The 24,077-nt window shown below is 63.4% G+C and carries 17 protein-coding genes; 12 read left to right on the top strand and 5 right to left on the bottom strand.

Going from position 1 to position 24,077, the window contains the following annotated elements; genetic code table 11:
- Nucleotides 1-200: 200 nt before the first annotated feature.
- Entirely contained in the window at nt 201-1,655 is a 1,455-nt protein-coding gene (locus tag JV551A3_RS14800) for a sensor histidine kinase (RefSeq protein ID WP_133972206.1), read from the bottom strand.
- A gap of 272 nt (nt 1,656-1,927) precedes the next feature.
- The gene (locus JV551A3_RS14790; protein WP_112252474.1) at nt 1,928-2,512 is read right to left on the bottom strand and encodes a lytic transglycosylase domain-containing protein; all 585 of its coding nucleotides are present in this window, start codon (nt 2,510-2,512) and stop codon (nt 1,928-1,930) included.
- 186 nt (nt 2,513-2,698) lie between these two features.
- Between JV551A3_RS14790 and gspG the strand changes: the two genes are divergently transcribed.
- The 7 genes from gspG (at nt 2,699) to JV551A3_RS14755 (ending at nt 13,499) form a co-directional block, all read left to right on the top strand.
- Nucleotides 2,699-3,124, top strand: coding sequence for a type II secretion system major pseudopilin GspG (gene gspG / locus JV551A3_RS14785; RefSeq protein WP_112252475.1), 426 nt, complete (start codon nt 2,699-2,701; stop codon nt 3,122-3,124).
- 11 nt (nt 3,125-3,135) lie between these two features.
- Nucleotides 3,136-4,326 carry a type II secretion system F family protein gene (locus JV551A3_RS14780; RefSeq protein WP_133972204.1) on the top strand — a complete coding sequence of 397 codons (1,191 nt, stop codon included), beginning with the start codon at nt 3,136-3,138 and terminating at the stop codon, nt 4,324-4,326.
- A 307-nt stretch (nt 4,327-4,633) separates the two neighbouring features.
- A complete protein-coding gene (mexE, locus tag JV551A3_RS14775) occupies nt 4,634-5,875 on the top strand; it encodes a multidrug efflux RND transporter periplasmic adaptor subunit MexE (protein ID WP_112252477.1) in 1,242 nt (413 codons plus the stop codon).
- 12 nt (nt 5,876-5,887) lie between these two features.
- Nucleotides 5,888-9,067: an efflux RND transporter permease subunit gene (locus tag JV551A3_RS14770; RefSeq protein WP_133972201.1), complete on the top strand. Its 3,180-nt coding sequence runs from the start codon at nt 5,888-5,890 to the stop codon at nt 9,065-9,067.
- Nucleotides 9,064-10,479: an efflux transporter outer membrane subunit gene (locus JV551A3_RS14765; RefSeq protein ID WP_112252479.1), complete on the top strand. Its 1,416-nt coding sequence runs from the start codon at nt 9,064-9,066 to the stop codon at nt 10,477-10,479. The genes JV551A3_RS14770 and JV551A3_RS14765 overlap by 4 nt, the downstream gene beginning before the upstream one ends.
- A 268-nt stretch (nt 10,480-10,747) precedes the next feature.
- Nucleotides 10,748-11,803, top strand: a complete 1,056-nt coding sequence (locus tag JV551A3_RS14760; protein WP_133972199.1) for a tetratricopeptide repeat protein — start codon at nt 10,748-10,750, stop codon at nt 11,801-11,803.
- Nucleotides 11,804-11,882: 79 nt separating this feature from the next.
- Nucleotides 11,883-13,499, top strand: a complete 1,617-nt coding sequence (locus JV551A3_RS14755) for a response regulator (RefSeq protein WP_133972197.1) — start codon at nt 11,883-11,885, stop codon at nt 13,497-13,499.
- 6 nt (nt 13,500-13,505) lie between these two features.
- On the opposite strand, the gene JV551A3_RS14750 is transcribed toward JV551A3_RS14755, so the two are convergent.
- Nucleotides 13,506-15,572 (bottom strand): ATP-binding protein, encoded by a 2,067-nt coding sequence (locus tag JV551A3_RS14750; protein WP_235874580.1) that lies wholly within the window; start codon nt 15,570-15,572, stop codon nt 13,506-13,508.
- Between the two features lie 174 nt (nt 15,573-15,746).
- Here JV551A3_RS14750 and JV551A3_RS14745 point away from each other — a divergent pair, with 174 nt between their 5' ends.
- The gene (locus JV551A3_RS14745) at nt 15,747-16,439 is read left to right on the top strand and encodes a type 1 glutamine amidotransferase domain-containing protein (protein WP_133972193.1); all 693 of its coding nucleotides are present in this window, start codon (nt 15,747-15,749) and stop codon (nt 16,437-16,439) included.
- A gap of 126 nt (nt 16,440-16,565) precedes the next feature.
- Nucleotides 16,566-17,351 carry a CSS-motif domain-containing protein gene (locus tag JV551A3_RS14740; RefSeq protein WP_235874579.1) on the top strand — a complete coding sequence of 262 codons (786 nt, stop codon included), beginning with the start codon at nt 16,566-16,568 and terminating at the stop codon, nt 17,349-17,351.
- A gap of 37 nt (nt 17,352-17,388) precedes the next feature.
- Here JV551A3_RS14740 and hppD read toward each other — a convergent pair whose 3' ends face one another.
- Nucleotides 17,389-18,465 (bottom strand): 4-hydroxyphenylpyruvate dioxygenase, encoded by a 1,077-nt coding sequence (gene hppD / locus JV551A3_RS14735; protein ID WP_133972191.1) that lies wholly within the window; start codon nt 18,463-18,465, stop codon nt 17,389-17,391.
- A gap of 298 nt (nt 18,466-18,763) precedes the next feature.
- On the opposite strand from hppD, the gene JV551A3_RS14730 reads away from it, so the two are divergent.
- Both JV551A3_RS14730 and rarD read left to right on the top strand, forming a co-directional pair.
- Nucleotides 18,764-20,350 carry an EAL domain-containing protein gene (locus tag JV551A3_RS14730; RefSeq protein WP_133972189.1) on the top strand — a complete coding sequence of 529 codons (1,587 nt, stop codon included), beginning with the start codon at nt 18,764-18,766 and terminating at the stop codon, nt 20,348-20,350.
- Between the two features lie 32 nt (nt 20,351-20,382).
- Nucleotides 20,383-21,270 carry an EamA family transporter RarD gene (rarD, locus tag JV551A3_RS14725; RefSeq protein ID WP_133972188.1) on the top strand — a complete coding sequence of 296 codons (888 nt, stop codon included), beginning with the start codon at nt 20,383-20,385 and terminating at the stop codon, nt 21,268-21,270.
- Here rarD and JV551A3_RS14720 read toward each other — a convergent pair.
- Nucleotides 21,233-22,804 (bottom strand): TerC family protein, encoded by a 1,572-nt coding sequence (locus JV551A3_RS14720; RefSeq protein ID WP_133972186.1) that lies wholly within the window; start codon nt 22,802-22,804, stop codon nt 21,233-21,235. The genes rarD and JV551A3_RS14720 overlap by 38 nt on opposite strands.
- A 412-nt stretch (nt 22,805-23,216) precedes the next feature.
- On the opposite strand from JV551A3_RS14720, the gene JV551A3_RS14715 reads away from it, so the two are divergent.
- Entirely contained in the window at nt 23,217-23,804 is a 588-nt protein-coding gene (locus JV551A3_RS14715) for a LysE family translocator (RefSeq protein ID WP_133972182.1), read from the top strand.
- The last annotated feature ends 273 nt before the right edge of the window (nt 23,805-24,077 follow it).

Below are 24,077 nucleotides of genomic sequence, written 5' to 3'. Positions count from 1 at the left end.
TGTGTTGCGCTCCATCTGCCACACTGCAAGAACCCTACCAGCCAGTTTGACTATCTAAATAATCGTTATAAATCATGGCTTTACTGAACTTTTCTAAATCGGTATGGAGGTTAATTCCCCATAGTTGGGGATTTTCACCCAAAAAAGACAAAATCCTTTATAAACAAAATCTTATACAAGCTTTCTTATGTCAAATAGCATCATTTGACCAGCCGGAAACTCAGCGAAACCCTGGTGCCATGGCCTTCACTGCTACTAAGCCGCACGCCGCCACCGAAGCGTTCCATGATGCGTTTCACCAACACCAGGCCCACACCCAGCCCACCCTGCTTGGTGGTGAAGAAAGGCCGGAAGGCCATGCGCTGCTGCTCTTCGTTCATGCCTTTGCCGTTGTCGGACAGGCGCAGGGTCAGGTTACGCCGGTCGTGACGCACCACCTCGACACGCAACCGCCCCCCGTGCTCCATCGACTCCAGGGCGTTGGCGATCAGGCTGCTGAAAATCTGCCGCAGTAACACCGGGTGCCCCAGCACCTGAACCGCCGGTACAGGTTGCAGGTCCAGGCTCACTCCACCGCGCGCCAGCGGCACCGCGTAGGTCTGCAGGCTTTCCTGCAATGCCAGCGGCAAATCCACCGCCACTGCCTCATCGTTGAGCGGGCGCAACGACTGCAACATCTGCCGGATCCACTGCGACATGCGGTCGACCTGGCTGATGATATCGTTGACATTGCGCTGCGCCGGGCCATCGTCGAATGCCTGGGCCAGCTCGGCACTGGAACGGATGCTGGCCAGTGGGTTGCGCAGGCTGTGGGCCACCGCCGAAGACACCTCACCCAATGCCACGTAGGTTTCATTGCTGATCAGTCGCTTCTGCTGCACCGACAGCAGGCGCGCGGCGCGGTGCATGATGCCGTACAGGCCGACATAGACCAGCCCGGCGCCGACGGTGATCGCCAGCCAGATCAGGATCAGGCCATGCTCGATGCGCACGATCAGGTCATGGGGCTCCTTGTAGATCTCGACCATCGCCGTGACCTGCTCGCCATCGGCATCGAACAGTGGAATGTAGTTCTCGATGAACAACTGCTCGGGTGGGATGACGAACTTCTGTTCGGCGCGGGCCTGCTCGAAGTTGTGGTAGCTGGCCGAGACTCGCATCTTGTACTCGAAGGCCTGCTCCAGGTCGTCATCACCTTCGATCAGCTTGCCGACCAGTGCGGGGTTGCTGGACCAGATCACCGTACGGTCCGGGGCATAGATGTTGGCCAGCAGCATGTCGGGCAGGTGGGCGATGTGGTCGAGAAACTCGCCACGCGCCCTGCGCCGGGCGTCCGGGTCGACGTCGAGCAGGTTGGCGCGGTCGACGCGCGGGTCAAGCAGTTCACCCATGGTGCGCACATTGGGGATCGACACATGGCGCACTTCGGCATCGGCGATGGAGGTTATGAATTGTGCGGTGAGCAAGGCATCGCGTTCGATGCTTTCGTCGATGATGAAACGGCTGGAAATCAACCCCAGCCCTACCGCTACCGAGAGGATGATGGCCAGGCTGACCCAGGCGTACCAGCGCAGCAGGTTGAACGGCTTGCGTGGGGTGGCCAGTTCGTTACCGGCGGGTACGTCAATAGCGTCGGAACGAGGGGCGATGTCCATGACGGACTCCACAACTGGGCACCTTCAGAAGGTTATAGCCCAGAGTTGGGGAAACCATTGGGTCGGCTTGGTGGCATCCGCCGAAGGGTATGGTTTCTGTCATTGCGGTGAATGTACCTGCCTTGCAAAAATCCAAATGCCCCCACGATCCCTGTGGGAGCGGGTTTACCCGCGAACACCGGCGCAGCCGGTGCCATCCACCGCGTCGCATTCTTCGCGGGTAAACCCGCTCCCACAGCGACCGCGCCAGCATTTAAAGGCAGTTATAAAGGCTAATCCCCCACCAACCCCTGCAACCTGCGGTATTCGCGCAGCACATTGGGAACGTAGCGCCGAGTCTCGGCGAATGGCGGTACCGCGCCACGGCGTAACACCGCATCCGGGCCAGCGTTGTAGGCCGCCACGGCCAGAGTGATGTCATTGTCGAACAAGTCGAGCATGCGCTTGAGGTAGCGGGCCCCGCCCTGCACGTTGTCTTCCGGGTCCAGGCGGTTTTCCACGCCCATCTCGCGGGCGGTATCCGGCATCAATTGCATCAGCCCCACCGCGCCCGCCGGCGAACGGGCCTTGGGGTTGTAGCCGGACTCGGCCTTGATCACCGCATGCAGCAACGCCGGGGGGACGTCATGGGTACGCGCCGCGGCGGCGACCAGCTTGGCATAGGGGCGGCCGGTGATCAGCTGCGCGTTGGCCGGGCCGGCCTGGGCCTTCGGCTCGCTGATCACCGTTTCATAGAGGCGCCCCGGTCGATGGACGTTGGTCAGTATGTAGCTGCCCTTGGCGTCGATGGAAATGTACACATCGGCCTGGGCAGCACCTGCCACCAGCCAGATCAAACCGAGAATGAGTCCACGCATGTCGGTCGCCTCTTCGTGGTACCCCCGATGTTGGGGGATATACCCCGGAAAACCCGAGGTCGATGACCACGACGCAAGCACTGTGCCGCTTTGCATGCCGCATGATGCAAGGCGCCAGCGCAGGCGTGCACGGCTGTTGCATGGGGCTTGCCAAAAGCTTGTCTCCATGCAGCGGAGGGCTTCACCATGCAGCGCAGAACCAACCCCCAACGTGGCTTCACCCTGCTCGAACTCCTGGTAGTCCTGGTGGTGCTCGGCCTGTTGGCCGGGATCGTCGCGCCCAAGTACTTCAGCCAGCTCGGCCGCTCCGAGGCCAAAGTGGCGCGGGCGCAGATAGAGGGCCTGAGCAAGGCGCTGGACCTGTACCGCCTGGAAGTCGGCCACTACCCCAGCAGCGAGCAAGGCCTGCAGGCCCTGGTGGTCGCCCCCAGTGGCGAAGCGCGCTGGACTGGCCCGTACCTGCAGAAGGCCGTGCCGCAGGACCCGTGGGGCCGCGCGTACATTTACCGGCAACCTGGCGAAAACGGCGGCGAGTACGACCTGCTGTCGATGGGCAAGGATGGCCAGCCCGGTGGCGACGGGGAAAACGCCGAAATCACCAGTTGGCAGTAGGGAGAACGGCCATGCGCTACAGCCTCAAGGCCCTGGGCAGGCAGGGTGTGGTGCAGTTGCAGATCGACGCCGAGGACGCCGACCAGGCTCGCCGCCAGGCCGAGGACCAGGGCCTGCGCGTACTCACCCTGCGTGGCCACGGCGGCGTCTTGCGCGGCATGGCCTGGCGCCGTGAAGCAAGCTTTGACCTGGTGCTGTTCAGCCAGGAACTTTCGACCCTGCTCAACGCCGGCCTGCCGCTGATCGACGCACTGGAAAGCCTGGCCGAAAAGGCCCCCGCTGCCGCAACGCGCAAAGTGCTCGGCGAACTGGTCCGCCAACTGTACGAAGGCCGCTCGCTGTCCCAGGCCCTGGGCCAGCAGCCACGGGTGTTCCCGCCACTGTACGTAGCGCTGGTGCAATCCAGCGAGCGAACCGGCGCGCTGGGCGACGCCCTCGCCCGCTACATCAGCTACCGCCAGCGCCTGGACCTGGTACGGCAGAAGCTGGTGGGCGCCTCGGTGTACCCGTTGCTGCTGTTGTTGGTGGGCGGTGGCGTGGTGCTGTTCCTGCTTGGCTACGTGGTGCCGCGTTTCAGCCAGGTATTCGAGGGCATGGGCACCGAGTTGCCCTGGCTGTCTCGGCTGCTGATGCAGATCGGCTTGTTCCTGCATGCCCAGCAATTGCCGCTGGCGCTGGGCGCCGTCGGCGTGGTCACGACGCTGTGGCTGCTGCGTCGCCAGCCACGGGTGCGGCGCTGGGCAGCGTGCCAGTTGCGGCGCCTGCCTGCACTGCACCAACGCCTGATGATGTACGAACTGGCGCGCTTCTACCGCTCGCTGGGCATCCTGCTGCAAGGCGGCATCCCCATCCTCACCGCCATGGGCATGGCCCGCGGCCTGCTCGGCAGCGCGGCGGCCCAAGGCCTGGAACACGCCAGCCAGCGGGTCGGCGAAGGGCTGCCGCTGTCCGACGCGCTGGAAGCGGGGCAACTGGTCACACCGGTATCTTTGCGCCTGCTGCGGGCCGGCGAGCAGTCCGGCAACCTGGGCGAGATGCTGGAGCGCTGCGCCGACTTCCATGACCAGGAAATCGGCCGCTGGGTGGAATGGTTCGTCAAGCTGTTCGAACCACTGCTGATGACCTTCATCGGCCTGCTGATCGGCCTGATCGTGATCCTGATGTACATGCCGATCTTCGAACTGGCCTCGAGCATTCACTGAGTAGCCACTGCAGGACCAAGCGCGCCGCTGTCACGGAACTGCATACGACTTGTTGAATCAGCAGGGTTCCTGTGGGAGCGGCTTCAGCCGCGAACACCGGCGCAGCCGGTGCCATGCACCGCGCTGGATTCTTCGCGGCTGAAGCCGCTCCCACAGGGTAAGCGGATCGCTTGCGAACATGCCCAAAATCGATGACTGATCCTCACATATCATTCATCGTGATAATAACCTTCGGCCCGTTCGATTCGTGCATCACGCGCAAGACACTCACACTCCGCCCACTACTAATACATTGGCGGAGTTCTCCATGGAACAATCACTCAAACCCTTGCGCTTCCCCCTCGCTGCCCTGGCAGTGGTGGTGATCAGCGCTTGCGGTCGAACCCCCGACGCGGTGCAGGCTCCCGCCGCGCCGAAGGTCAGTGTGGCCAAGGTGATCGAGCAACCGATCAACGAATGGGACGAGTTCACCGGCCGCCTCGAAGCCCCGGAAACCGTCGAGGTACGCCCACGGGTGTCCGGCCAGATCGATCTGGTGGCCTTCACTGAAGGCGCCCAGGTCAAGAAAGGCGATCTGCTGTTCCAGATCGACCCTCGCCCGTTCCAGGCAGAGGTCCGCCGCCTCGAAGCCCAGCTACAGCAAGCCAAGGCCACCGCCATCCGCAGCGCCAACGAAGCCCGCCGTGGCGAACGCCTGCGTGACAGCAATGCCATTTCCGCAGAGCTGGCCGAATCGCGCAGCAGCGCCGCCGCCGAAGCCCGCGCCGGGGTCGACGCGATCCAGGCGCAGCTCGACCTGGCACGCCTGAACCTCAGCTTCACCCGTGTCACCGCGCCCATCAGCGGCCGCGTCAGCCGCGCCCAGTTCACCGCCGGCAACATCGTCACCGCCGATGTCACGCCGCTGACCAGCGTGGTCTCCACCGACAAGGTGTACGCCTACTTCGACGCCGACGAGCGCGTGTACCTCAAGTACACCCAGCTGGCCCGCGAAGGCCAGCGTGGCCAGAGCACCCCGGTGTACCTGGGCCTGACCAACGAAACCGGCAACCCGCACCTGGGCCAGATGAACTTCGTCGACAACCAGGTCAACCCGCGTACCGGCACCATCCGTGGCCGTGCGGTGTTCGACAACAGCGATGGCCAGTTCACCCCAGGCCTGTACGCACGCCTGAAGCTGGTAGGCAGCGCCCAGTACCAGGCCGTGCTGATCAACGACGAAGCCGTGGGCACCGACCTTGGCAAGAAGTTCGTGCTGGTCATGGACAAGGACAACAAGGCCGCCTACCGCGCTGTCGAGCTGGGGCCGAAGCTGGAAGGCCTGCGCATCGTGCGCAGCGGCCTGGGCAAGGACGACCGCATCGTGGTCAAGGGCCTGCAGCGCGTGCGCCCTGGCTCACCGGTCACCCCGCAAGAGACACCGATGGCCAGCGAGCAGACCCTCGCCGCCCTCGCCCAGCAGCGCCAGGCCCTGGAGGCCAGCAACCCGGCGCCAAAGGTGGCGGGCAACAACGTGAAAGTCGCCAGCGCCCAGGCGCCACGCGGTTAAGGGACCACACCGATGAACTTCTCGAAATTCTTCATTACCCGGCCGATCTTCGCCGCGGTGCTGTCGCTGGTGCTGCTGATCGCGGGTTCGATCTCGCTGTTCCAGCTGCCGATCAGCGAATACCCCGAAGTGGTGCCACCCACCGTGGTGGTGCGCGCCAACTTCCCCGGCGCCAACCCCAAGGTCATCGGCGAAACCGTCGCCGCGCCATTGGAGCAGGCGATTACCGGCGTGGAGAACATGCTCTACATGTCCTCCCAGTCCACCGCTGATGGCAAGCTGACGCTGACCATCACCTTCGCCCTGGGCACCGACCTGGACAATGCCCAGGTGCAGGTGCAGAACCGCGTCACCCGTACCCAGCCCAAGCTGCCAGAGGAAGTGACCCGCATCGGTATCACCGTCGACAAGGCCTCGCCCGACCTGACCATGGTCGTGCACCTGACCTCGCCGGACAACCGCTACGACATGCTCTACCTGTCCAACTACGCCATCCTCAACATCAAGGACGAGCTGGCGCGCCTGGGCGGCGTGGGCGATGTGCAGCTGTTCGGCATGGGCGACTACTCGCTGCGCGTGTGGCTGGACCCGAACAAGACCGCTTCGCGCAACCTCACCGCCAGTGATGTGGTGGCTGCGATCCGCGAGCAGAACCGCCAGGTGGCCGCCGGCCAGCTGGGCGCCCCACCCGCCCCGGGTTCGACCAGCTTCCAGCTGTCGATCAACACCCAGGGCCGCCTGGTCAACGAGGAAGAGTTCGAGAACATCATCATCCGCGCCGGTGCCGATGGCGAAATCACCCGCCTGAAGGACATCGCCCGGGTCGAACTCGGTTCCAGCCAGTACGCCCTGCGTTCGCTGCTGAACAACCAGCCGGCAGTGGCCATCCCGATCTTCCAGCGCCCAGGCTCCAACGCCATCGAGATCTCCGACGAAGTGCGGGCGAAGATGGCCGAGCTGAAGAAGGACTTCCCCGAGGGCATGGACTACAGCATCGTCTATGACCCGACCGTGTTCGTCCGTGGTTCCATCGAAGCCGTGGTGCACACCCTGTTCGAAGCGCTGGTGCTGGTCGTGCTGGTCGTCATCCTGTTCCTGCAGACCTGGCGTGCCTCGATCATCCCGCTGATGGCCGTGCCGGTATCGTTGATCGGTACCTTTGCGGTAATGCACCTGTTCGGCTTCTCGCTCAACGCGCTGTCCTTGTTCGGCCTGGTCCTGGCCATCGGTATCGTGGTGGACGACGCCATCGTTGTGGTAGAGAACGTCGAACGTAATATCGGGCTTGGCCTGAAACCGCTGGAAGCCACGCAAAAGGCCATGAGCGAAGTCACCGGGCCGATCATCGCCACCGCGCTGGTGCTGTGCGCCGTGTTCGTACCTGCTGCGTTCATTTCCGGCCTGACCGGGCAGTTCTACAAGCAGTTCGCCCTGACCATCGCCATTTCCACGGTGATCTCGGCGTTCAACTCGCTGACCCTGTCGCCGGCCCTGGCTGCCGTGCTGCTGAAGGACCACCACGCGCCCAAGGACCGTTTCTCGCGGTTCCTGGAAAAACTGCTGGGCAGCTGGCTGTTCGCACCGTTCAACCGCTTCTTCGACCGCGCCAGCCACGGCTATGTCGGCGGTGTGCGCCGGGTCATCCGCTCCAGCGGTATCGCGCTGTTCGTGTATGCCGGCCTGATGGGCCTGACCTACCTGGGCTTCTCGTCCACCCCGACCGGTTTCGTGCCGGCCCAGGACAAGCAGTACCTGGTAGCCTTCGCCCAGCTGCCTGACGCCGCCAGCCTCGACCGTACCGAGGCAGTCATCAAGCGCATGAGCGAAATTGCCCTGAAGCAGCCTGGCGTGGCCGACTCGGTGGCCTTCCCTGGCCTGTCGATCAACGGTTTCACCAACAGCCCTAACAGCGGCATCGTGTTCACCCCGCTCAAGCCTTTCGACGAGCGCAAGGACCCGAGCCAGTCGGCTGCAGCCATTGCTGCCGCGCTCAATGCCCAGTTCGCCGACATCCAGGACGCCTACATCGCGATCTTCCCGCCACCGCCGGTACAAGGCCTGGGCACCATCGGCGGCTTCCGCCTGCAGATCGAAGACCGTGGCAACCTGGGCTACGAAGCGCTGTACAAGGAAACCCAGAACATCATCGCCAAGAGCCACAACGTGCCGGAACTGGCGGGCCTGTTCACCAGCTACCAGGTCAACGTGCCGCAGGTCGATGCCGCCATCGACCGGGAAAAGGCCAAGACCCACGGTGTGGCGATCACCGACATCTTCGACACCCTGCAGGTCTACCTGGGCTCTCTGTACACCAACGACTTCAACCGCTTTGGCCGTACCTACCAGGTCAATGTCCAGGCCGAGCAGCAGTTCCGCCTCGATGCCGAGCAGATCGGCCAGTTGAAGGTGCGCAACAACCTCGGCGAGATGATCCCGCTGGCGACCTTCCTCAAGGTCAGCGACACCTCCGGGCCTGACCGTGTGATGCACTACAACGGCTTCATCACCGCCGAAATCAACGGCGCCGCTGCCCCAGGCTACAGCTCCGGCCAGGCCGAGGCAGCGATCGAGAAGCTGCTGAAAGAGGAATTGCCCAACGGCATGACCTTCGAGTGGACCGACCTGACCTACCAGCAGATCCTCTCGGGTAACACTGCACTGTTCGTCTTCCCGCTGTGCGTGCTGCTGGCCTTCCTGGTGCTTGCGGCCCAGTACGAAAGCTGGAGCCTGCCGCTGGCGGTGATCCTGATCGTACCGATGACCCTGCTGTCGGCCATCACCGGGGTGATCGTGTCGGGGGGTGACAACAACATCTTCACCCAGATCGGCCTGATCGTACTGGTGGGCCTGGCGTGCAAGAACGCGATCCTGATCGTCGAGTTCGCCAAGGACGAACAAGCCAAGGGGCTCGACCCGCTGGCTGCGGTACTGGAAGCCTGCCGCTTGCGTCTGCGGCCGATCCTGATGACCTCGATCGCCTTCATCATGGGTGTGGTTCCACTGGTGTTCAGCTCCGGTGCAGGTTCTGAAATGCGCCATGCCATGGGTGTGGCGGTGTTCTCGGGGATGATCGGTGTGACCGTGTTCGGCCTGTTCCTGACCCCGGTGTTCTTCTTCCTGATTCGCCGTTTCGTCGAGCGTCGCCAGGCCCGCAAGGCCGAACGCGCCCACTCGCTGGAGAACCATGCATGAACCTGCTCAAACCCTTGACCCCGAGCCTGCTGGCGCTGGCCCTGGCGGCCTGCGCGGTAGGCCCGGACTACCAGGCGCCGGCCACCGAGCCCGCGCAACTGGCCAGCGATGTACAGGCCAAGGCTTACGACCGTAGCCGTTTCGAAGGCCTGTGGTGGAAGCAGTTCGACGACCCAGTGCTGAACCAGCTGGTGCAGGCTTCGCTGGACGGCAACCGTGACCTGCGCGTGGCCTTTGCCCGCCTGAAGTCGGCCCGCTCGATCCGTGAAGATGCCGAGAACGACCAGTTCCCGGTGGTCACCAGCCGCGCCAGCAGCGACATCGGCAAGGGCCAGGTCCCCGGCCAGACCACGCAACGGGTTAACAGCGAGCGCTACGACCTGGGCCTGGACATGGCCTGGGAACTTGACCTGTTCGGCCGCATCCAGCGCCAGATCGAAGCCAGCGAGGCCCAGGAAGCGGTAGCCGCAGCTGACCTGCAACAGCTGCAGGTCAGCCTGATCGCCGAGCTGGTCGATGCCTACGGCCAGCTGCGCGGCGCGCAGTTGCGCGAGAAGATCGCCCTGGCCAACCTCAAGACCCAGCAGGAATCGCGGGCCATCACCGAAACCCTGCGCGATGCCGGCGTGGGCAACGACCTTGACGTGGTGCGGGCCGACGCGCGCCTGGCCGGGGTCGAAGCCACCGTACCGCAACTGCAGGCGGAACAGGCGCGGGCCCGGCATCGCATCGCCACTCTGCTCGGCCAGCGCCCCGAGGCGCTCAGCGTCGACCTGTCGCCCAAGGCCCTGCCGGCCATCGCCAAGGCGCTACCGGTGGGAGACCCGGGAGAACTGCTGCGCCGCCGCCCGGACATCCGTAGCGCCGAACGCCAACTGGCGGCTGCCACCGCCAACGTTGGCGTGGCAACCGCCGACCTGTTCCCGCGCGTCAGCCTCAGCGGCTTCCTCGGCTTTACTGCCGCCCGTGGCTCGCAGATAGGCTCCTCGGCAGCCAATGCCTGGGCGTTGGGCCCGAGCATCACCTGGGCCGCCTTCGACCTGGGCAGCGTGCGCGCCCGCCTGCGCGGTGCCAAGGCCGATGCCGAAGGGGCACTGGCCAACTATGAACAGCAGGTGTTGCTGGCCCTGGAAGAATCGGCCAACGCCTTCAGCGACTACGACAAGACCCAGCAGCGGCTGTTGTCGCTGATGCGCCAGAGCGACGCCAGCCGCAAGGCGGCGGAACTGGCCTCGATTCGTTATCGCGAGGGTACGGTGGACTACCTGGTGCTGCTCGATGCCGAACGTGAGCGGCTGAGCGCTGAAGATGCCCAGGCCCAGGGTGAAGTCGAGCTGTACCGCGGCATCGTCTCCATCTACAAGGCCCTGGGCGGCGGCTGGCAACCGGAGACTGTAGCCAGCGCGCGCTGATACGCCCGTTTCAACGACTCCTTTGGTTGGCTCCTCCCCCAACCGTTTGCCCCGCAGGCCTTGGTCCGCGGGGCTTTTTTATGCTGATTGTGGGTGCAGGGTGCATGCCTCTGAATCTTCAGCGCCTGTGAGATCGAGCGCCGCCCGCGCGGCGCTCGATTTGTGCCCCCCCAAAAAAACCGAGCCAGGCACCTGTCAGCCCTCACTCGGTTGCATTTACCCCCCAGCTAGCCCAAGCTCTGCCCTTCCCGCCGCCACGGATCGTCCGATGCCCAGACGCAACCGCTACCTGATCGCCCTGCTGCTGTTGATCCTGGTATCGGCCCTGTTCGGCTACCTGTGGCGCGACACTCCACCAGCCCCGCCAACCCTCCCGCCCCACAGCTACGCCAAGGCCCTGCGCCAGGCTCATGAGGGCCAGCCCGGCGCTGCACGGCTGCTGTACCAACAATTGCAGCGCACGGATCTGCCGCCCATCCGCCGGGCGGCCTTGTATGCCGAACTGCCCAACTACCCTTCGCCCCAGGCATTGAAACTCGCCCGCCAGGACCTCGAGCATGCCGACCCGCTGGTGCGCCGCGCAGCCATTGCCGGTATCCGCCGCCTGCTGCCAGCGGCGCAGCGCAGCCTGGTGCTAGGCCCACTGCTGGACGACGACGAACAAAGCGTGCGCTTCGCCGCAGTAGATGCCCTGCTCGGCCTTGCCCCGGATGACATCGGCCTGTATTTCGGCCCGCTACAGGTCGCCCTGGAGCAATACCAGCAGGCCCTGGAGCAACAACCCGAAGACGCCGACGCCCAGGTCCACCTGGCGCGCCTGTACCTGCACGAAAACGACTACACCCTGGCCGCCACCGCCCTGCAACGTGCCCTGACGGTAGCACCAGGCAACCTCGACGCACTGGCGACCCAGGTACGCCTGCTGGAACGCCAGGGCCACCACGATGCCTCGCGTCAGGTACTGGGCAAAGCCCTGGCGCTGAGCCCCGACTCGGCTTTTCTGCAGCACGAACTGGGGCTCTGGCTGAACCGTCACGAACAGCGCGAGTACGCACTGCTGGCCTTGTCCCGCGCCGTCGAACTGGACCCGGACAACGCCGACTATCGCTATACACTTGCGGTAACCCTGCATGAGCTGGAACAAGTCGACGCCGCGCAAAAGCAACTGGAAACCGTGCTCAGCCGTCAGCCGGCCAATCGCCGGGCGCGGGTGCTGCTGATCCAGTACTGGAAGGAAACCGGCCAATTGCAGAACGTACAGGTGCTGCTGGCCGAGCTGGAGCGGCAGAACCCGGACGACCCCGTCCTGCAACAGGGCCTGTAGGCAATGTCCGAAAATTGTTGAACCCTGGGGCTATGCCCGAGGTCCAGTGGATATCGGGCTACCCTACAGGAGAGTCGTTTTGGCCAGTTCGTTGGCGCTGGACGAACGTGCATTGATCCTGGCGCCCCCGCCAATAGCCGCGGATATTGCGCGCCTGCTCGCTTGCGCGGGCATCGAAAGCCTGTGCGCGGTTGACTTGGCCAACCTGCAAGCCCGCCTGGCCGAAGGCGCGGGCCTGGCGATCATTGCCGAGCAAGTGTTCGAGCAGGGCCCAAGCGCATCGCTGCAGGCATTCATCGACCAGCAACCGTGCTGGTCGGACCTGCCCATCGTACTGCTCGGACAAGGGGACCAAACAGCCAAGGGCTCGACCAACCACCCGGTGGGCAATCTGGCCGTGCTGGTCGCACCGTTCGAAACCGCCCAGCTGCTGCACGTGACCCAGTCCGCCCTGCGCAACCGGCGCCGGCAATACCTGGCGCGCGACCAGTTGCAGACCCTGCAGCAACGCCTTGATGCCCTGGCCGCACCTCCCGGCGAAGCGCAGCAGCGCAGCGAGTTCGCCCGCCATCAGACGCGCAAGATGGAGGCTATAGGCCAACTGGCCGGTGGGGTCGCCCATGACTTCAACAACCTGCTCACCAGCATTGGCGGCAGCTTCGAGCTTATCGACCGGCGCTTGCGCCAGGGCCGCAGCGATGGCTTGGACAACGTGCTACGCATGGGCCGCGAGGCCGTGTCACGCGCAGCCCGTCTGACCCACCGTCTGCTGGCCTTCTCTTCTCGGCAATCGCTGCACAGCCAGCAGATAGACCTGCACGACCTGCTCCAGACAAAGCGCCTGACGGCTTGCCTTACCCCGGCCGTGACCCTGCAGGTGCAAATCGACAAGGGCCTGTGGTCCGTAGAAGCCGATGACCAGCAGTTGCACGAAGCCCTCGAAAACCTGCTGCTCAATGCCTGCGAAGCCATGCCCAATGGCGGCCAACTGCGCATCGAGGCAAGTAACCAGCACATCGGCGCCGGGCAATTCCCCGGCGGTGCCCTGTGCGCTGGCGACTATGTACGCCTGCGCATCATCGATGACGGCCAGGGCATGGCGCAAAGCACGCTGGAGCATGCCTTCGAGCCGTTCTTCAGCACCAAGGCGATCGGCCAGGGCATCGGCCTGGGCCTGTCGATGGTGTATGGCTTCAGCAAGCAATCCCGTGGTCACGTCACCCTGCACAGCCAGATCGGCCAGGGGACCCGGGTGGACTTGTACCTGCCGCGCCATGTCGACCAGGGCCAGGCACCGGTCAAACCCGTACAGCCCGTGCGAGGTTACCAGGGCCATCACGTGCTGGTTGTCGAGGACGACCCGCATGTACGCCACTTACTGTGCCAGGCTCTGCGCGAGGATGGCTTCGCCTGCCACAGTGCCGCCGATGCCAATGAGGGCCTGAAGGTACTGCGCTCGACCCAACCGGTGGATCTGCTGGTCAGCGATGTCGGTTTGCCCGGCATGAATGGCCGCCAGTTGGCCGAGATTGCACGCAGCCTGCGCCCACGCCTGCCGGTCTTGTTCATTACCGGCTATGCGGAAACGGCCATGGCCCGCGAGGGTTTCCTGGAGGCGGGGATGCACCTGATCTGCAAGCCCTTCGAGCTGAAGCAGTTGCAGGCCCAGGTGACCCAGATACTGGGCAAGCACTGAACCACATCACCCCTCGAGCAAACGTAGCGCCTCATCAAAAAGGTCCGCCAGCGGGAACGGCTTGTTCATCAATGCCGTGCCCGGCTGTTCGAGCAGCTGCGCATCGATCGGCTGGCCCGCATAACCGGTGATGAACAGGATCTTCTGCAGCGGCCACTGCATGCGCATGACCTTGGCCACCTGACGGCCACTGAAACCACCCGGCAAGCCGACATCGGTGACCACCAGGTCGTACGGGCCGTCATGGTGGAAGCGCTCCAGTGCACTATTGGCGTCGCCCACATCAATGACCTCGAAACCACGCTCGGTCAGGTATTCGCGCATTACCGCGCGCAAACCGAGTTCGTCATCCACCAGCAACAGGCGCTGCCCGCCGGCCATGCGCTGCGAGCGCTGCACCACCGCGGGCGCCTCAGGTACCGAATCAAGGCACCGTGGAAAAAGCATGCAGACCTTGGTGCCCTGGTTCGGCGCCGACTCGATCCAGGCGTAGCCCCCCGACTGGCCGACAAAACCATACACCATCGACAAGCCAAGGCCTGAGCCATGCCCGATCGGCTTGGTGGTGAAGAACGGTTCGAAGGCCCTGGCAATGTCCACCGGCGACATGCCATGGCCATCATCCTCCACATGCAAGGCAACGTAATCGCCTGGCGGCAGGCCACCCTCATCCGGGAACCATGTCGTCAGCCGCTGGTTGAAGCTGCGCAGCGTGACATTACCGCGTTCCAGGCACGCTTCGCGGGCATTGGCGCAAAGATTGATCAAGGCATTTTCAAGCTGGCAAACATCAAGGTTTACCGCCCACGGCGTTACATCCAGCTGCCAGTGCAAACGCATCTCCGCGCCCAGCGTGCTCCGCAGCAGTGGTTCGCTCAGGCGCAATTGCCGGTTGAAGTCCAGCGGCCTGGGCGCCAATGGTTGATGACGTGAAAACGCCAGCAAGCGATGGGTCAGCTCCATGGCACGCTGCACCGAATCATGCGCCACCTCGACATAGGCCTCTACCCGCTCCAGCCGGCCTTCCTGCAGGCGCCGTTGCAGCAACTCGAGGCTGCCGCCGATGCCGGACAACAAGTTGTTCAGCTCATGCCCAATGCCCCCGGCCAACTGGCCAACCAACTCCAGGCGTTCGTTGTTGCGCATCAGGGCTTCGGATTGACGAGCGGCCTCCTCACGTTCCTCGGTAATGTCCCGGCCTACGGCAGTCAGCAGGCTGCCATCGAACCGTGCACTCCAGCGAAAACAGTGGTAATGGCCATCGAGGTGGCGCAGGCGCGTCTCTATCTGCTCGGCATTGCGGTATTGCAGGCACCCGGAAATTGCCACCTGAACCTCGGCGCGATCCGCCGGATGTACCAAGTCCAGCACCGGTATGCCCCGTATCTGCTCCTCGGCCCAACCCAGAGTACGGTACAAGGCGGGGTTGGCGGCATGCACCTTCAGCTCGGGTGTAACCGTGATCATCGCATCACGCGACAACTGCCAGAACTGCTCGCGCTCTACCTGGTGTCGCTCGACCTGCCGCTCGAAGCCTTGCGCCTGCTCACGCCAGTGGCGGTGCGCCTCGACGCTGGCCGTGGTCTCGATCACCGCGTGCAGAAACCCTGCCACGTTGCCCAACTCATCGTGCAACGGTGTGAAGCCGAACGCACACCACAACGGCTCCCCGCCCTCGCCGCTGACAATACGCAGTGGTGGGTCCTCGACAAAGCTGGAGTGCCCATCGAGCGCCTTGAAAACCCAGGGGCCCATCGCCGGCCATACATCGCTCCACAGCGCATCGAAGGCCATGCCCAATGCGTCCGGGGCAACCGGCCGCAATGCCCGGTAGCCTTCATTGTGGACCACGCACAGGTCTGGCCCCCAGACCACGGCGCACGGTAACGGTGACAAGTGCATCACGTCGACGGCAATGCGCAGCGAGGCCGACCAGCGCGGCAGCGGCCCGAGCGATGTGCTGCCCCAATCGAACCGAACAATCCGTTCGCCCATGAGGTCGACGGGTGCCGGCACAGGCGGCTGCAGGATGATCTTCGACGCAGGCTCGGGCGGCGTACCATTTGCGACCACTATCGTGACTCCAGCATGGTTCAGGGAAAGTACGGGCGCCCCGTGGATGTGATTCACGTTAGCACAACACACGCCACGCAATATGGCGTACTGGCACCTGAGAGCTATGCTCATTAGGTTTTCCCTCGGGCCAGGGAGCAACGGCCCATTCAGGTTGCCGACGGGAGCGTGGTCATGAGCAAGAAAATGCTGGTGGTGCTGACCAACACAGCCAAGTATCCGTCCCTCAAGCGGGCGACCGGGTTGTGGCTGGGGGAAGCCGTGCACTTTGTCGAACAAGTCGAAAAAGCCGGTCACTCGGTCGATTACGTCAGCCCGCTGGGTGGCTACGTGCCTGTCGACCCGCATAGCCTGCAGATGGCCCCCGACCTGGATTGGCAGTGGTATGACGACAAGCGCTTCATGGCCCGCCTGGGCAACACCTCGAGCCCTGGCCAGGTGAAGGCGAAGGCAGAAGAGTACAGCGTCATCTACTACACCGGTGGGCACGGCGTAATGTATGACTTTCCCGACAACCAGCCGCTGCAAGAGCTGGCCCGTCGGATCTACGAGCACAAGGGCATAGTCGCAGCGGTCTGCCATGGCGTTGTCGGCCTGCTGAACATCAAGCTCAGCGACAACAGCCTGTTGCTCAAGGGCCGTCAGGTGACCGGCTTCTCCAATACCGAGGAGAAGTTAGCCGAGTTGGACAAGGTGGTCCCCTTCCTGACCGAAAATGAGCTGCGCGCCCGCGGCGGTACCTACAGCAAGCATGATGACCCCTGGCAGCCGTTCGTGGTGGCCGATGATCGGCTGATCACCGGGCAGAACCCGGCTTCCACGGCCCTGCTGGCCAAAAAAGTGCTCGATCGACTGAAGGAAGGCTGACAACCTGCTTCTGCTTTTCTGTAAAACCGCAACACTTTTGGCCTACAGCCGAAGCTTCATCAAGTACATAGGATCAGCGCTGACCTGTTCAACCCGAACAGCAAGGTTCAACGGAGCGGCGGTCCTATGGCAGCAATACCGAGTGTCGGCATCAACTGGCGAAAATTACTTTTGATATTGTCCATCGGCGCAATACCGGTGCTATCCGGGTTACTGATGATGGACTATCAGCTGGACAGAAAACTTGAGGAAAATGCCAAGGTTTCCGTTCAAGAGGCTGTTTTCAGCATCGATCAGGCACTGGGCCGCATGGAAGCCGATCTGGACTCGATCCTGCCATTGGCAGGCAAGCCATGTGACGAAGTGCTCGACATCCTGGAGCAAAGAGTTGCCAATAACCCGCATCTTCGCTCATTGATACTCACCCGCAACCAACAAGCGTATTGTGCGACGGATATGGACCCTTTGGCATATATCTCGGCTTTTTCCCTGTCCGGACGGCAGACGCAACTGGCGTTCGACGCACCGTCGTCGCCTAACGCGGCGATCATAAAGATCCAGAAACCAAACAGCGACCCCGGGATAATCGCAACAGCGTACGGTCGGCAGTTGCGTGACGAACTGCGTGCCTTCCAGGACGGCCTGACATTGCTGCTGGAATTCAACGACCTGTATATCTGGAGCGAGGGAGACAGCCGCGATGCACAACGCCCCTCCCAGGTCGAATTCACCGAGCAAACGGTATCCGAGAAGTATGGCTACGTGGTGATCGGTGGCTACCCCAGAGGGTACGCCGCCCAGGAGTTTCGCGTCTCCCTGCACCAAGTACTGCCTTCGCTGGTACTGGTCGGGGTGGCTAGCATGGTCATCATGTACCTGGGCCTGACCAGTTCGCGCAAGAAGAAGGGTTGATACCGCCGCCATCGAGCGTGACGGCGGTACCCTTGGTTCAGTCGGTGCTCAGCACACCACGGCGTACCTGGTCGCGCTCGATGGACTCGAACAGGGCCTTGAAGTTGCCCTCGCCAAAGCCGTCATCACCCTTGCGCTGGATGAACTCGAAGAACACCGGGCCGAGCAGGGTCTCGGAGAAGATCTGCAGCAGCAGGCGCTTGTCGTCAGACTGGGAGGCGCCATCGAGGAGGATGCCACGTGCCTGCAACTGGTCTACCGGCTCGCCGTGACCTGGCAGGCGCTCTTCGAGCATTTCGTAGTAGGTTTGCGGCGGTGCAGTCATGAAGCGCATGCCGAAGCCCTTGAGGGCGTCCCAGGTCTTGAGCAGGTCATCGGTCAGGAAGGCGACATGCTGGATGCCTTCACCGTTGAACTGCATCAGGAACTCTTCGATCTGCCCTGAGCCCTTGGACGATTCTTCGTTCAGCGGAATGCGGATCATGCCATCCGGTGCGGTCATGGCGCGCGAAGTCAGGCCGGTGTACTCACCTTTGATATCGAAATAGCGGATTTCACGGAAGTTGAACAGTTTCTCGTAGAAGCCGGCCCAGTACGACATGCGCCCGCGATAGACGTTGTGGGTAAGGTGGTCGATAATCTTCAGGCCGGCACCCACCGGGTTGCGGTCCACACCCTCGATGAACTTGAAGTCGATATCGTAGATCGAGCTGCCTTCCTCGAAACGGTCGATCAGGTACAGCGGCGCACCGCCGATGCCTTTGATCGCCGGCAGGCGCAGCTCCATCGGGCCGGTCTCGATTTCCACCGGCTGGGCGCCCAGTTCCAGGGCGCGGGCATAGGCCTCATGGGCGTTGCGCACGCGGAACGCCATGCCGCATACCGACGGGCCGTGTTCGGCGGCGAAGTAGGAGGCGATGCTCTTGGGTTCGTTGTTCAGGATCAGGTTGATGTCACCCTGCCGATACAGGTGCACATCCTTGGAACGGTGGGTAGCCACCTTGGTGAAGCCCAGCATCTGGAATACCGGCTCGAGTACGCCAGGGGTAGGCGAAGCCAGTTCGATGAACTCGAAGCCCATCAGGCCCATTGGATTGTCGAATATATCAGCCATGTTCGTGTCCTCATCTGCAGCGAAAAATTATTGATTGCGCGGGATGTGGCACGGAAACGGCGGTGAGCAAGGGATACCCCGCACGCTGCGGGCGAGGAAATCACCTATTAACAGCTTGAACCCATGGTATGTCATATGGACCCATTCTCGGCGGGCTTGATCCTCCGGTATCGAAGGACCTTATTGTTGTATTCGTAAATCGATTCTACATTGCGTAAAATGGTTTGTCGCGCTTTAGTTGCTCACGGGTTCCGACAAGCGGCTATCCTCTCGTAATCCTCCTACAGATCAGGTCAGCATGCCCCTTTCCGTAAAACGCCGCGCTCGCCTCAGCTGGCGCACCCTGTTGCCTTGGGTCGTCGGCGTGCTGCCGGTGGCGTGCGGCCTGGCCGTGATGAATTGGCAGATCGAGCGCGAAATGCAGGCCAGCAGCCAGGCCACCGCCCGCCAGGTGGTGGAGCATGTCGAGCGCATTCTCGACAACCTGTCCAGCGCTGCCAATGCCCTGCTGCCGCTTGCCGACAGCCCGTGCGACGAGGCCCAGCTCATGCTGCGCGCCCAGGTCACGCGCAACGCCTTCGTACGCTCGACCAACCTGTTCCGGCACAACGCCCTTTATTGCACCTCGCTGTTCGGCGCGTTCGACGAGCCGGTCAACCCCGGCGACTACATTGACGGCAAGCTGTGGCTGATGGACGGCAACTCGGTCACCCCCGGCCACCCGCTGCTGGTGTATCGAGCCAGCGACGGCGACCGCGGCGCAATCAGTACGGTGGATGGCGACCACCTGCTGACGGCGCTGCGCCTGATCGGCCCCGATGAAGACCTGCACATCCGCGTGGGCGATGCCTGGCTGGGCAAGGATGGCATCGTGCACAAGGGCTTGCCGCCGGCCGCGGCCAGCGCAAATGTACTGCTGGGCTCGACCCGTTACCCATTCAGCGTGCAGGGCGGCTATGGCGCCGACAGGCAGGGCCAGCTGTGGCGCAGCCACTACCCCGCCCTGTTCGCGTTGCTGCTGGTACTGGGCGCGGTAGCCGCCCTGGTGTGCCGCTGGCAGGTTCGCCGCGCCAACTCGCCGCGTGCCGAACTGCGCCGGGCGCTGGAGGCCGACGAGTTCCTGCCGTACTTCCAGCCGGTGGTGCGCAAGGGCGATTACCGCTGGGCCGGCGCCGAAGTGCTGATGCGCTGGAACCACCCGCGCGAAGGCCTGGTACGCCCCGACCTGTTCATCCCCTACGCCGAACACAGCGGGCAGATCGTTGCCATGACCCGTGCGCTGATGATGCACACTGCCCAGAACCTGGCACCCTATGCCGGGCTGCTGGAGGACGGTTTCCATATCGGCATCAACATCACTGCCGACCACTGTCGCGACTTCAGCCTGCTGGACGACTGCCGCACCTTTCTCCAGCACTTCCCGCCAGGCCGGGTGGTGCTGACCCTGGAGCTGACCGAGCGCAAGCTGATCGAAGCCACGCCGGTGACTCTGGAACTGTTCGAGAAGCTCGACGCCATGGGTGTGAAGATCGCCCTGGACGACTTCGGCACCGGCCAGTCAAGCCTCAACTACCTGCGCCAGTTCAAGGTCGATTACCTGAAGATCGACCAGAGCTTCGTTGCCATGATCGGTGGTGACGCACTGTCGCTGCACATCCTCGAGACCATCATCGAGCTGTCGGCCAAGCTGGGCCTGGGCATCGTTGCCGAGGGCGTGGAAACAGAAGCCCAGCGCGACTACCTGGCCCGTCACGAGGTGGACTTCCAGCAGGGCTACCTGTTCGCCAGGCCAATGCCGGCTGCCCAGTTTCTCGAAGCACTGGCGGCGCGCCCGGCTGCGTCGCGGTTGCCGCAAGCCGCGCCCCCTGAGATCATGCGCGGCTGATCCACCCGCTCAATTTCCTATTCGAGGCATTCGTGTCAAAAGGCATTCTTTCGTCGGTCATGGCGTCCTGTCTGTTCGCCGTGATGTACTTCTATACCTCTCTGCTCACGCCACTCGATGGCGAAGAGATCTTTGGCTGGCGCACCCTGTTGACGCTACCCTGCCTGACCCTGTTCATGCTTGTCTCGAAAGACTGGAAACGGGTGGGCGAACTGCTCGCCCGGGTAAAACGCACGCCGCTGCTGTTGCTGGGCATGCTCGGCACATCGTGGCTGATGGGCGTGCAGCTGTGGCTGTTTCTCTGGGCGCCCCTGCACGGGCGCAGCCTGGAGGTGTCGATGGGTTACTTCCTGCTGCCGCTGGCCATGGTCCTGACCGGCCGGCTGGTGTATGGCGAGCGCCTGTCACGCCTGCAGAAGGTGGCCGTGGCCTGCGCCGCGCTGGGCGTAGGCCACGAGCTGTACCAGAATGGCAGTTTCGCCTGGGAGACCCTGTTGGTAACGATCGGCTACCCGATCTATTTCGTGTTGCGCAAGCGCTGCCGCACCGACCACCTGGGCGGCCTGTGGTGCGACATGTGCCTGCTGTTGCCCTGGGCGTTGTACTTCGTGATCCAGGGCCCACTCGCTCCTGCCGACCTGCAGGCACACCCCGGGCTGTATGCGTTGATCCCGATCCTGGGGGCGATCAGCGCCTCGGCCTTGATTGCCTACGTGCTTGCCAGCCGCCTGCTGCCGTTCAGCCTGTTCGGCCTGCTCAGCTACGTCGAGCCGGTGCTGCTGGTGGGCGTGGCGCTGCTGCTTGGCGAAACCATCGGCCCGGATCAGTGGCTGACCTACCTGCCGATCTGGGCCGCGGTGCTGGTGCTGGTGATCGAGGGCTTCAAGCACCTGCTGCGTCAACGTCGCCGGTCGGTGTAAGCCGAACCTGGCGCACCCGCCGCTCCTCGACCGCCTCCACGGTCAGCGTCCAGCCATTCCAGGCCAGGCGGTCACCGACCATGGGCAAGCGGTCGAGCAGGCTCATCACCAGGCCCGCGAGGGTCTGGTAGTCCTCGGTGGCGCGGGCGCTGAAGCCGGTACGGGCCTGCACCTGGCTCAGGTTCAATGCACCGCTGACCACAAAACCTTCACCTTCCTGGACGATGCCCGGGCCTTCGACCTCGCTGGCATCCGGCAACTCGCCGGCAATCGACTCGAGGATATCGGTCATGGTCAGCAGGCCGGTGAAGTCACCGAATTCGTTGACCACGAAGGCGATGTGCGTCGACTGGCTTCGCATCTGCTCCAGGGCATTGAGGATGCTGAAGCTTTCCAGCAGGTTCAGCGGTACCCGGGCCATGCCTTCCAGATCAGGCTGGCTACCCGACAGCAGCTCCTTGAGCAGCTCCTTCTTGTGCACGAAGCCCAGTGGCTCGTCCACGCGGCCGTCGCGGATCACTGGCAGGCGCGAGTACGGCGAATTGGCCAGGGCCTGTGCAATGGCGTCGGCCGGCTGCGCCAGGTCGATCACATCGACCTCGGCGCGGGCAGTCATCACCGTGCGAATCGGCCGCTCGGCCAGGTTCAGCACGCCACTGATCATCACCCGTTCACGGCGGTCGAACAGCACCTGCTCCTCACCACCTTCGACCAGGTCGGCGATTTCCTCGCCCACCTCGTCAGCCTCGACCCGGCGGCCACCCAGCAGGCGCAGCACGGCATGCGCGGTGCGCTCACGCAGCGGCCGGTGCTGCTGCAGGCTGCGCTTGCGGCGGGCACGGGCCAACTGGTTGAACAGCTCGATCAGGATCGAGAAGCCGATGGCCGCGTACAGGTAACCTTTCGGGATATGGAAGCCCAGGCCTTCGGCGGTGAGGCTGAAGCCGATCATCATCAGGAAGCCCAGGCACAGCATGATCACCGTGGGGTGGGCGTTGACGAAGCGGGTCAGCGGCTTGCTGGCAACGATCATGATGCCGATCGAGAAGATCACCGCGATCATCATTACCGACAAATGTTCGACCATGCCCACCGCGGTAATTACCGCGTCCAGCGAGAACACCGCATCGAGCACCACGATCTGCGCGACGATCGGCCAGAACGCAGCGTGGCGCACTGCGCCGCTGGCCTGGGCCACGTGGCCTTCCAGGCGTTCGTGCAGCTCCATGGTGGCCTTGAACAGCAGGAACACGCCACCGAACAGCATGATCAGGTCGCGGCCCGAGAAGCTCTTGTCGAACACCTCGAACAACGGCGCGGTCAGGGTGACCATCCACGAGATACTGGCCAACAGGCCCAGGCGCATGATCAACGCCAGGCTCAGGCCAATGACCCGCGCGCGGTCGCGCTGATGCGGTGGCAGCTTGTCGGCGAGAATGGCGATGAACACCAGGTTGTCGATACCCAGTACCAGCTCGAGGACGATAAGCGTCAGCAGGCCCAGCCAGGCCGTGGGGTCGGCTAGCCATTCCATTAGCGGGTACTCACGAGGGCAGCGTCACGAGGACGGAAGAAGGAAGGCCTTGAAGGCCGGGGACTGGGGGGCTCCGCGAAGGTGCTCATATAGACCTTGATAGCAAATTGGGAGAACGATCCTACAAGCACAGCAGCTTTCCGTAACAGCGCAAAACTATTACAAAACCTGTAACAACGCCTCTAGAGCCACGCCTCCACCTGTGGGAGCGGCCTTGCGTCGCGAAAGGGCTGCGCAGCAGCCCCTGGGATTGCAGCATCTCTGCAAATCGCTGGGGCCGCTCTGCGGCCCTTTCGCGACGCAAGGCCGCTCCCACAGAAAGGCATAAGGCCGATATGGGTACTTTCCTTCAATACCGCAGGCTGTCGATACCCCAGCATGGAGGTCACCTTCACCCAAACGGATCATCCTCATGAGCCTGTCTCTATCCATGGCCGCTTTCGCACTGGCGGCTTCGATCTCCCCCGGCCCGGTCAACATCGTCGCGCTGGGCAGCGGTGCCCGCCATGGCCTGCGTGCGAGCCTTGCGCATGTGGCTGGCGCCACGCTGGGTTTCTGCCTGTTGCTGGTGCTGGTCGGGCTGGGCCTGCACCAGTTGTTGCTGCGCTGGCCTTTGCTTGGCCTGCTGTTGCACTGGGGCGGCGTGGCGTTCCTGCTGTACATGGCAAGGAAGCTGGCCAGCGATGACGGTCAGCTGGTTGCTACACATCACTCCCAGGCCCCCTCGGCCTGGCACGGCGCGGCGATGCAATGGCTCAACCCCAAGGCATGGCTGGCAGCGGTGGCCGGGGTGGGTGCCTACACCGGCGGTGAGCAGCAGTTGCTGTGGCTGTTTGCCTGGATCTACGGACCGATCTGCTTCATTTCGGTGGCCAGCTGGGCGTGGGCCGGAAGCGTGATTCGCCAGTACCTGGGCAACCCACGGCACATGCGCCTGCTGAATCGGTGCTTGGCGCTGCTGCTCGTGGGCAGTGCGGTTTATCTGGTTATTCAAGGCTAGCTGCACCGGCCCTGTCGCCGGCAAGCCAGCTCCCACCCGACCACACTGGCCTCAAGCCATGTGCAAATACCTGTAGGAGCGGCCTTGTGTCGCGATGGGCCGCGCAGCGGCCCCGACAACCTTTGCTGCGAAGCTGAAACCCTAGGGCCGCTTCGCGCCCCATCGCGACACAAGGCCGCTCCTACAAGGGCCAGTGCTGGCTTGAAGAGATATCCAAGACAGTTGCTCCCACCCCGACCGCGTTGCCCCTAAGACCTGTGCAGTACCTGGGAG

Origin of the sequence: Pseudomonas inefficax (assembly GCF_900277125.1) — a bacterium.
In the GTDB taxonomy this organism is placed as follows: Bacteria; Pseudomonadota; Gammaproteobacteria; order Pseudomonadales; family Pseudomonadaceae; genus Aquipseudomonas; species Aquipseudomonas inefficax.
The sequence above is the reverse complement of the archived record's forward strand: the minus strand, read 5'-3'. Positions and strand labels throughout refer to the sequence as shown.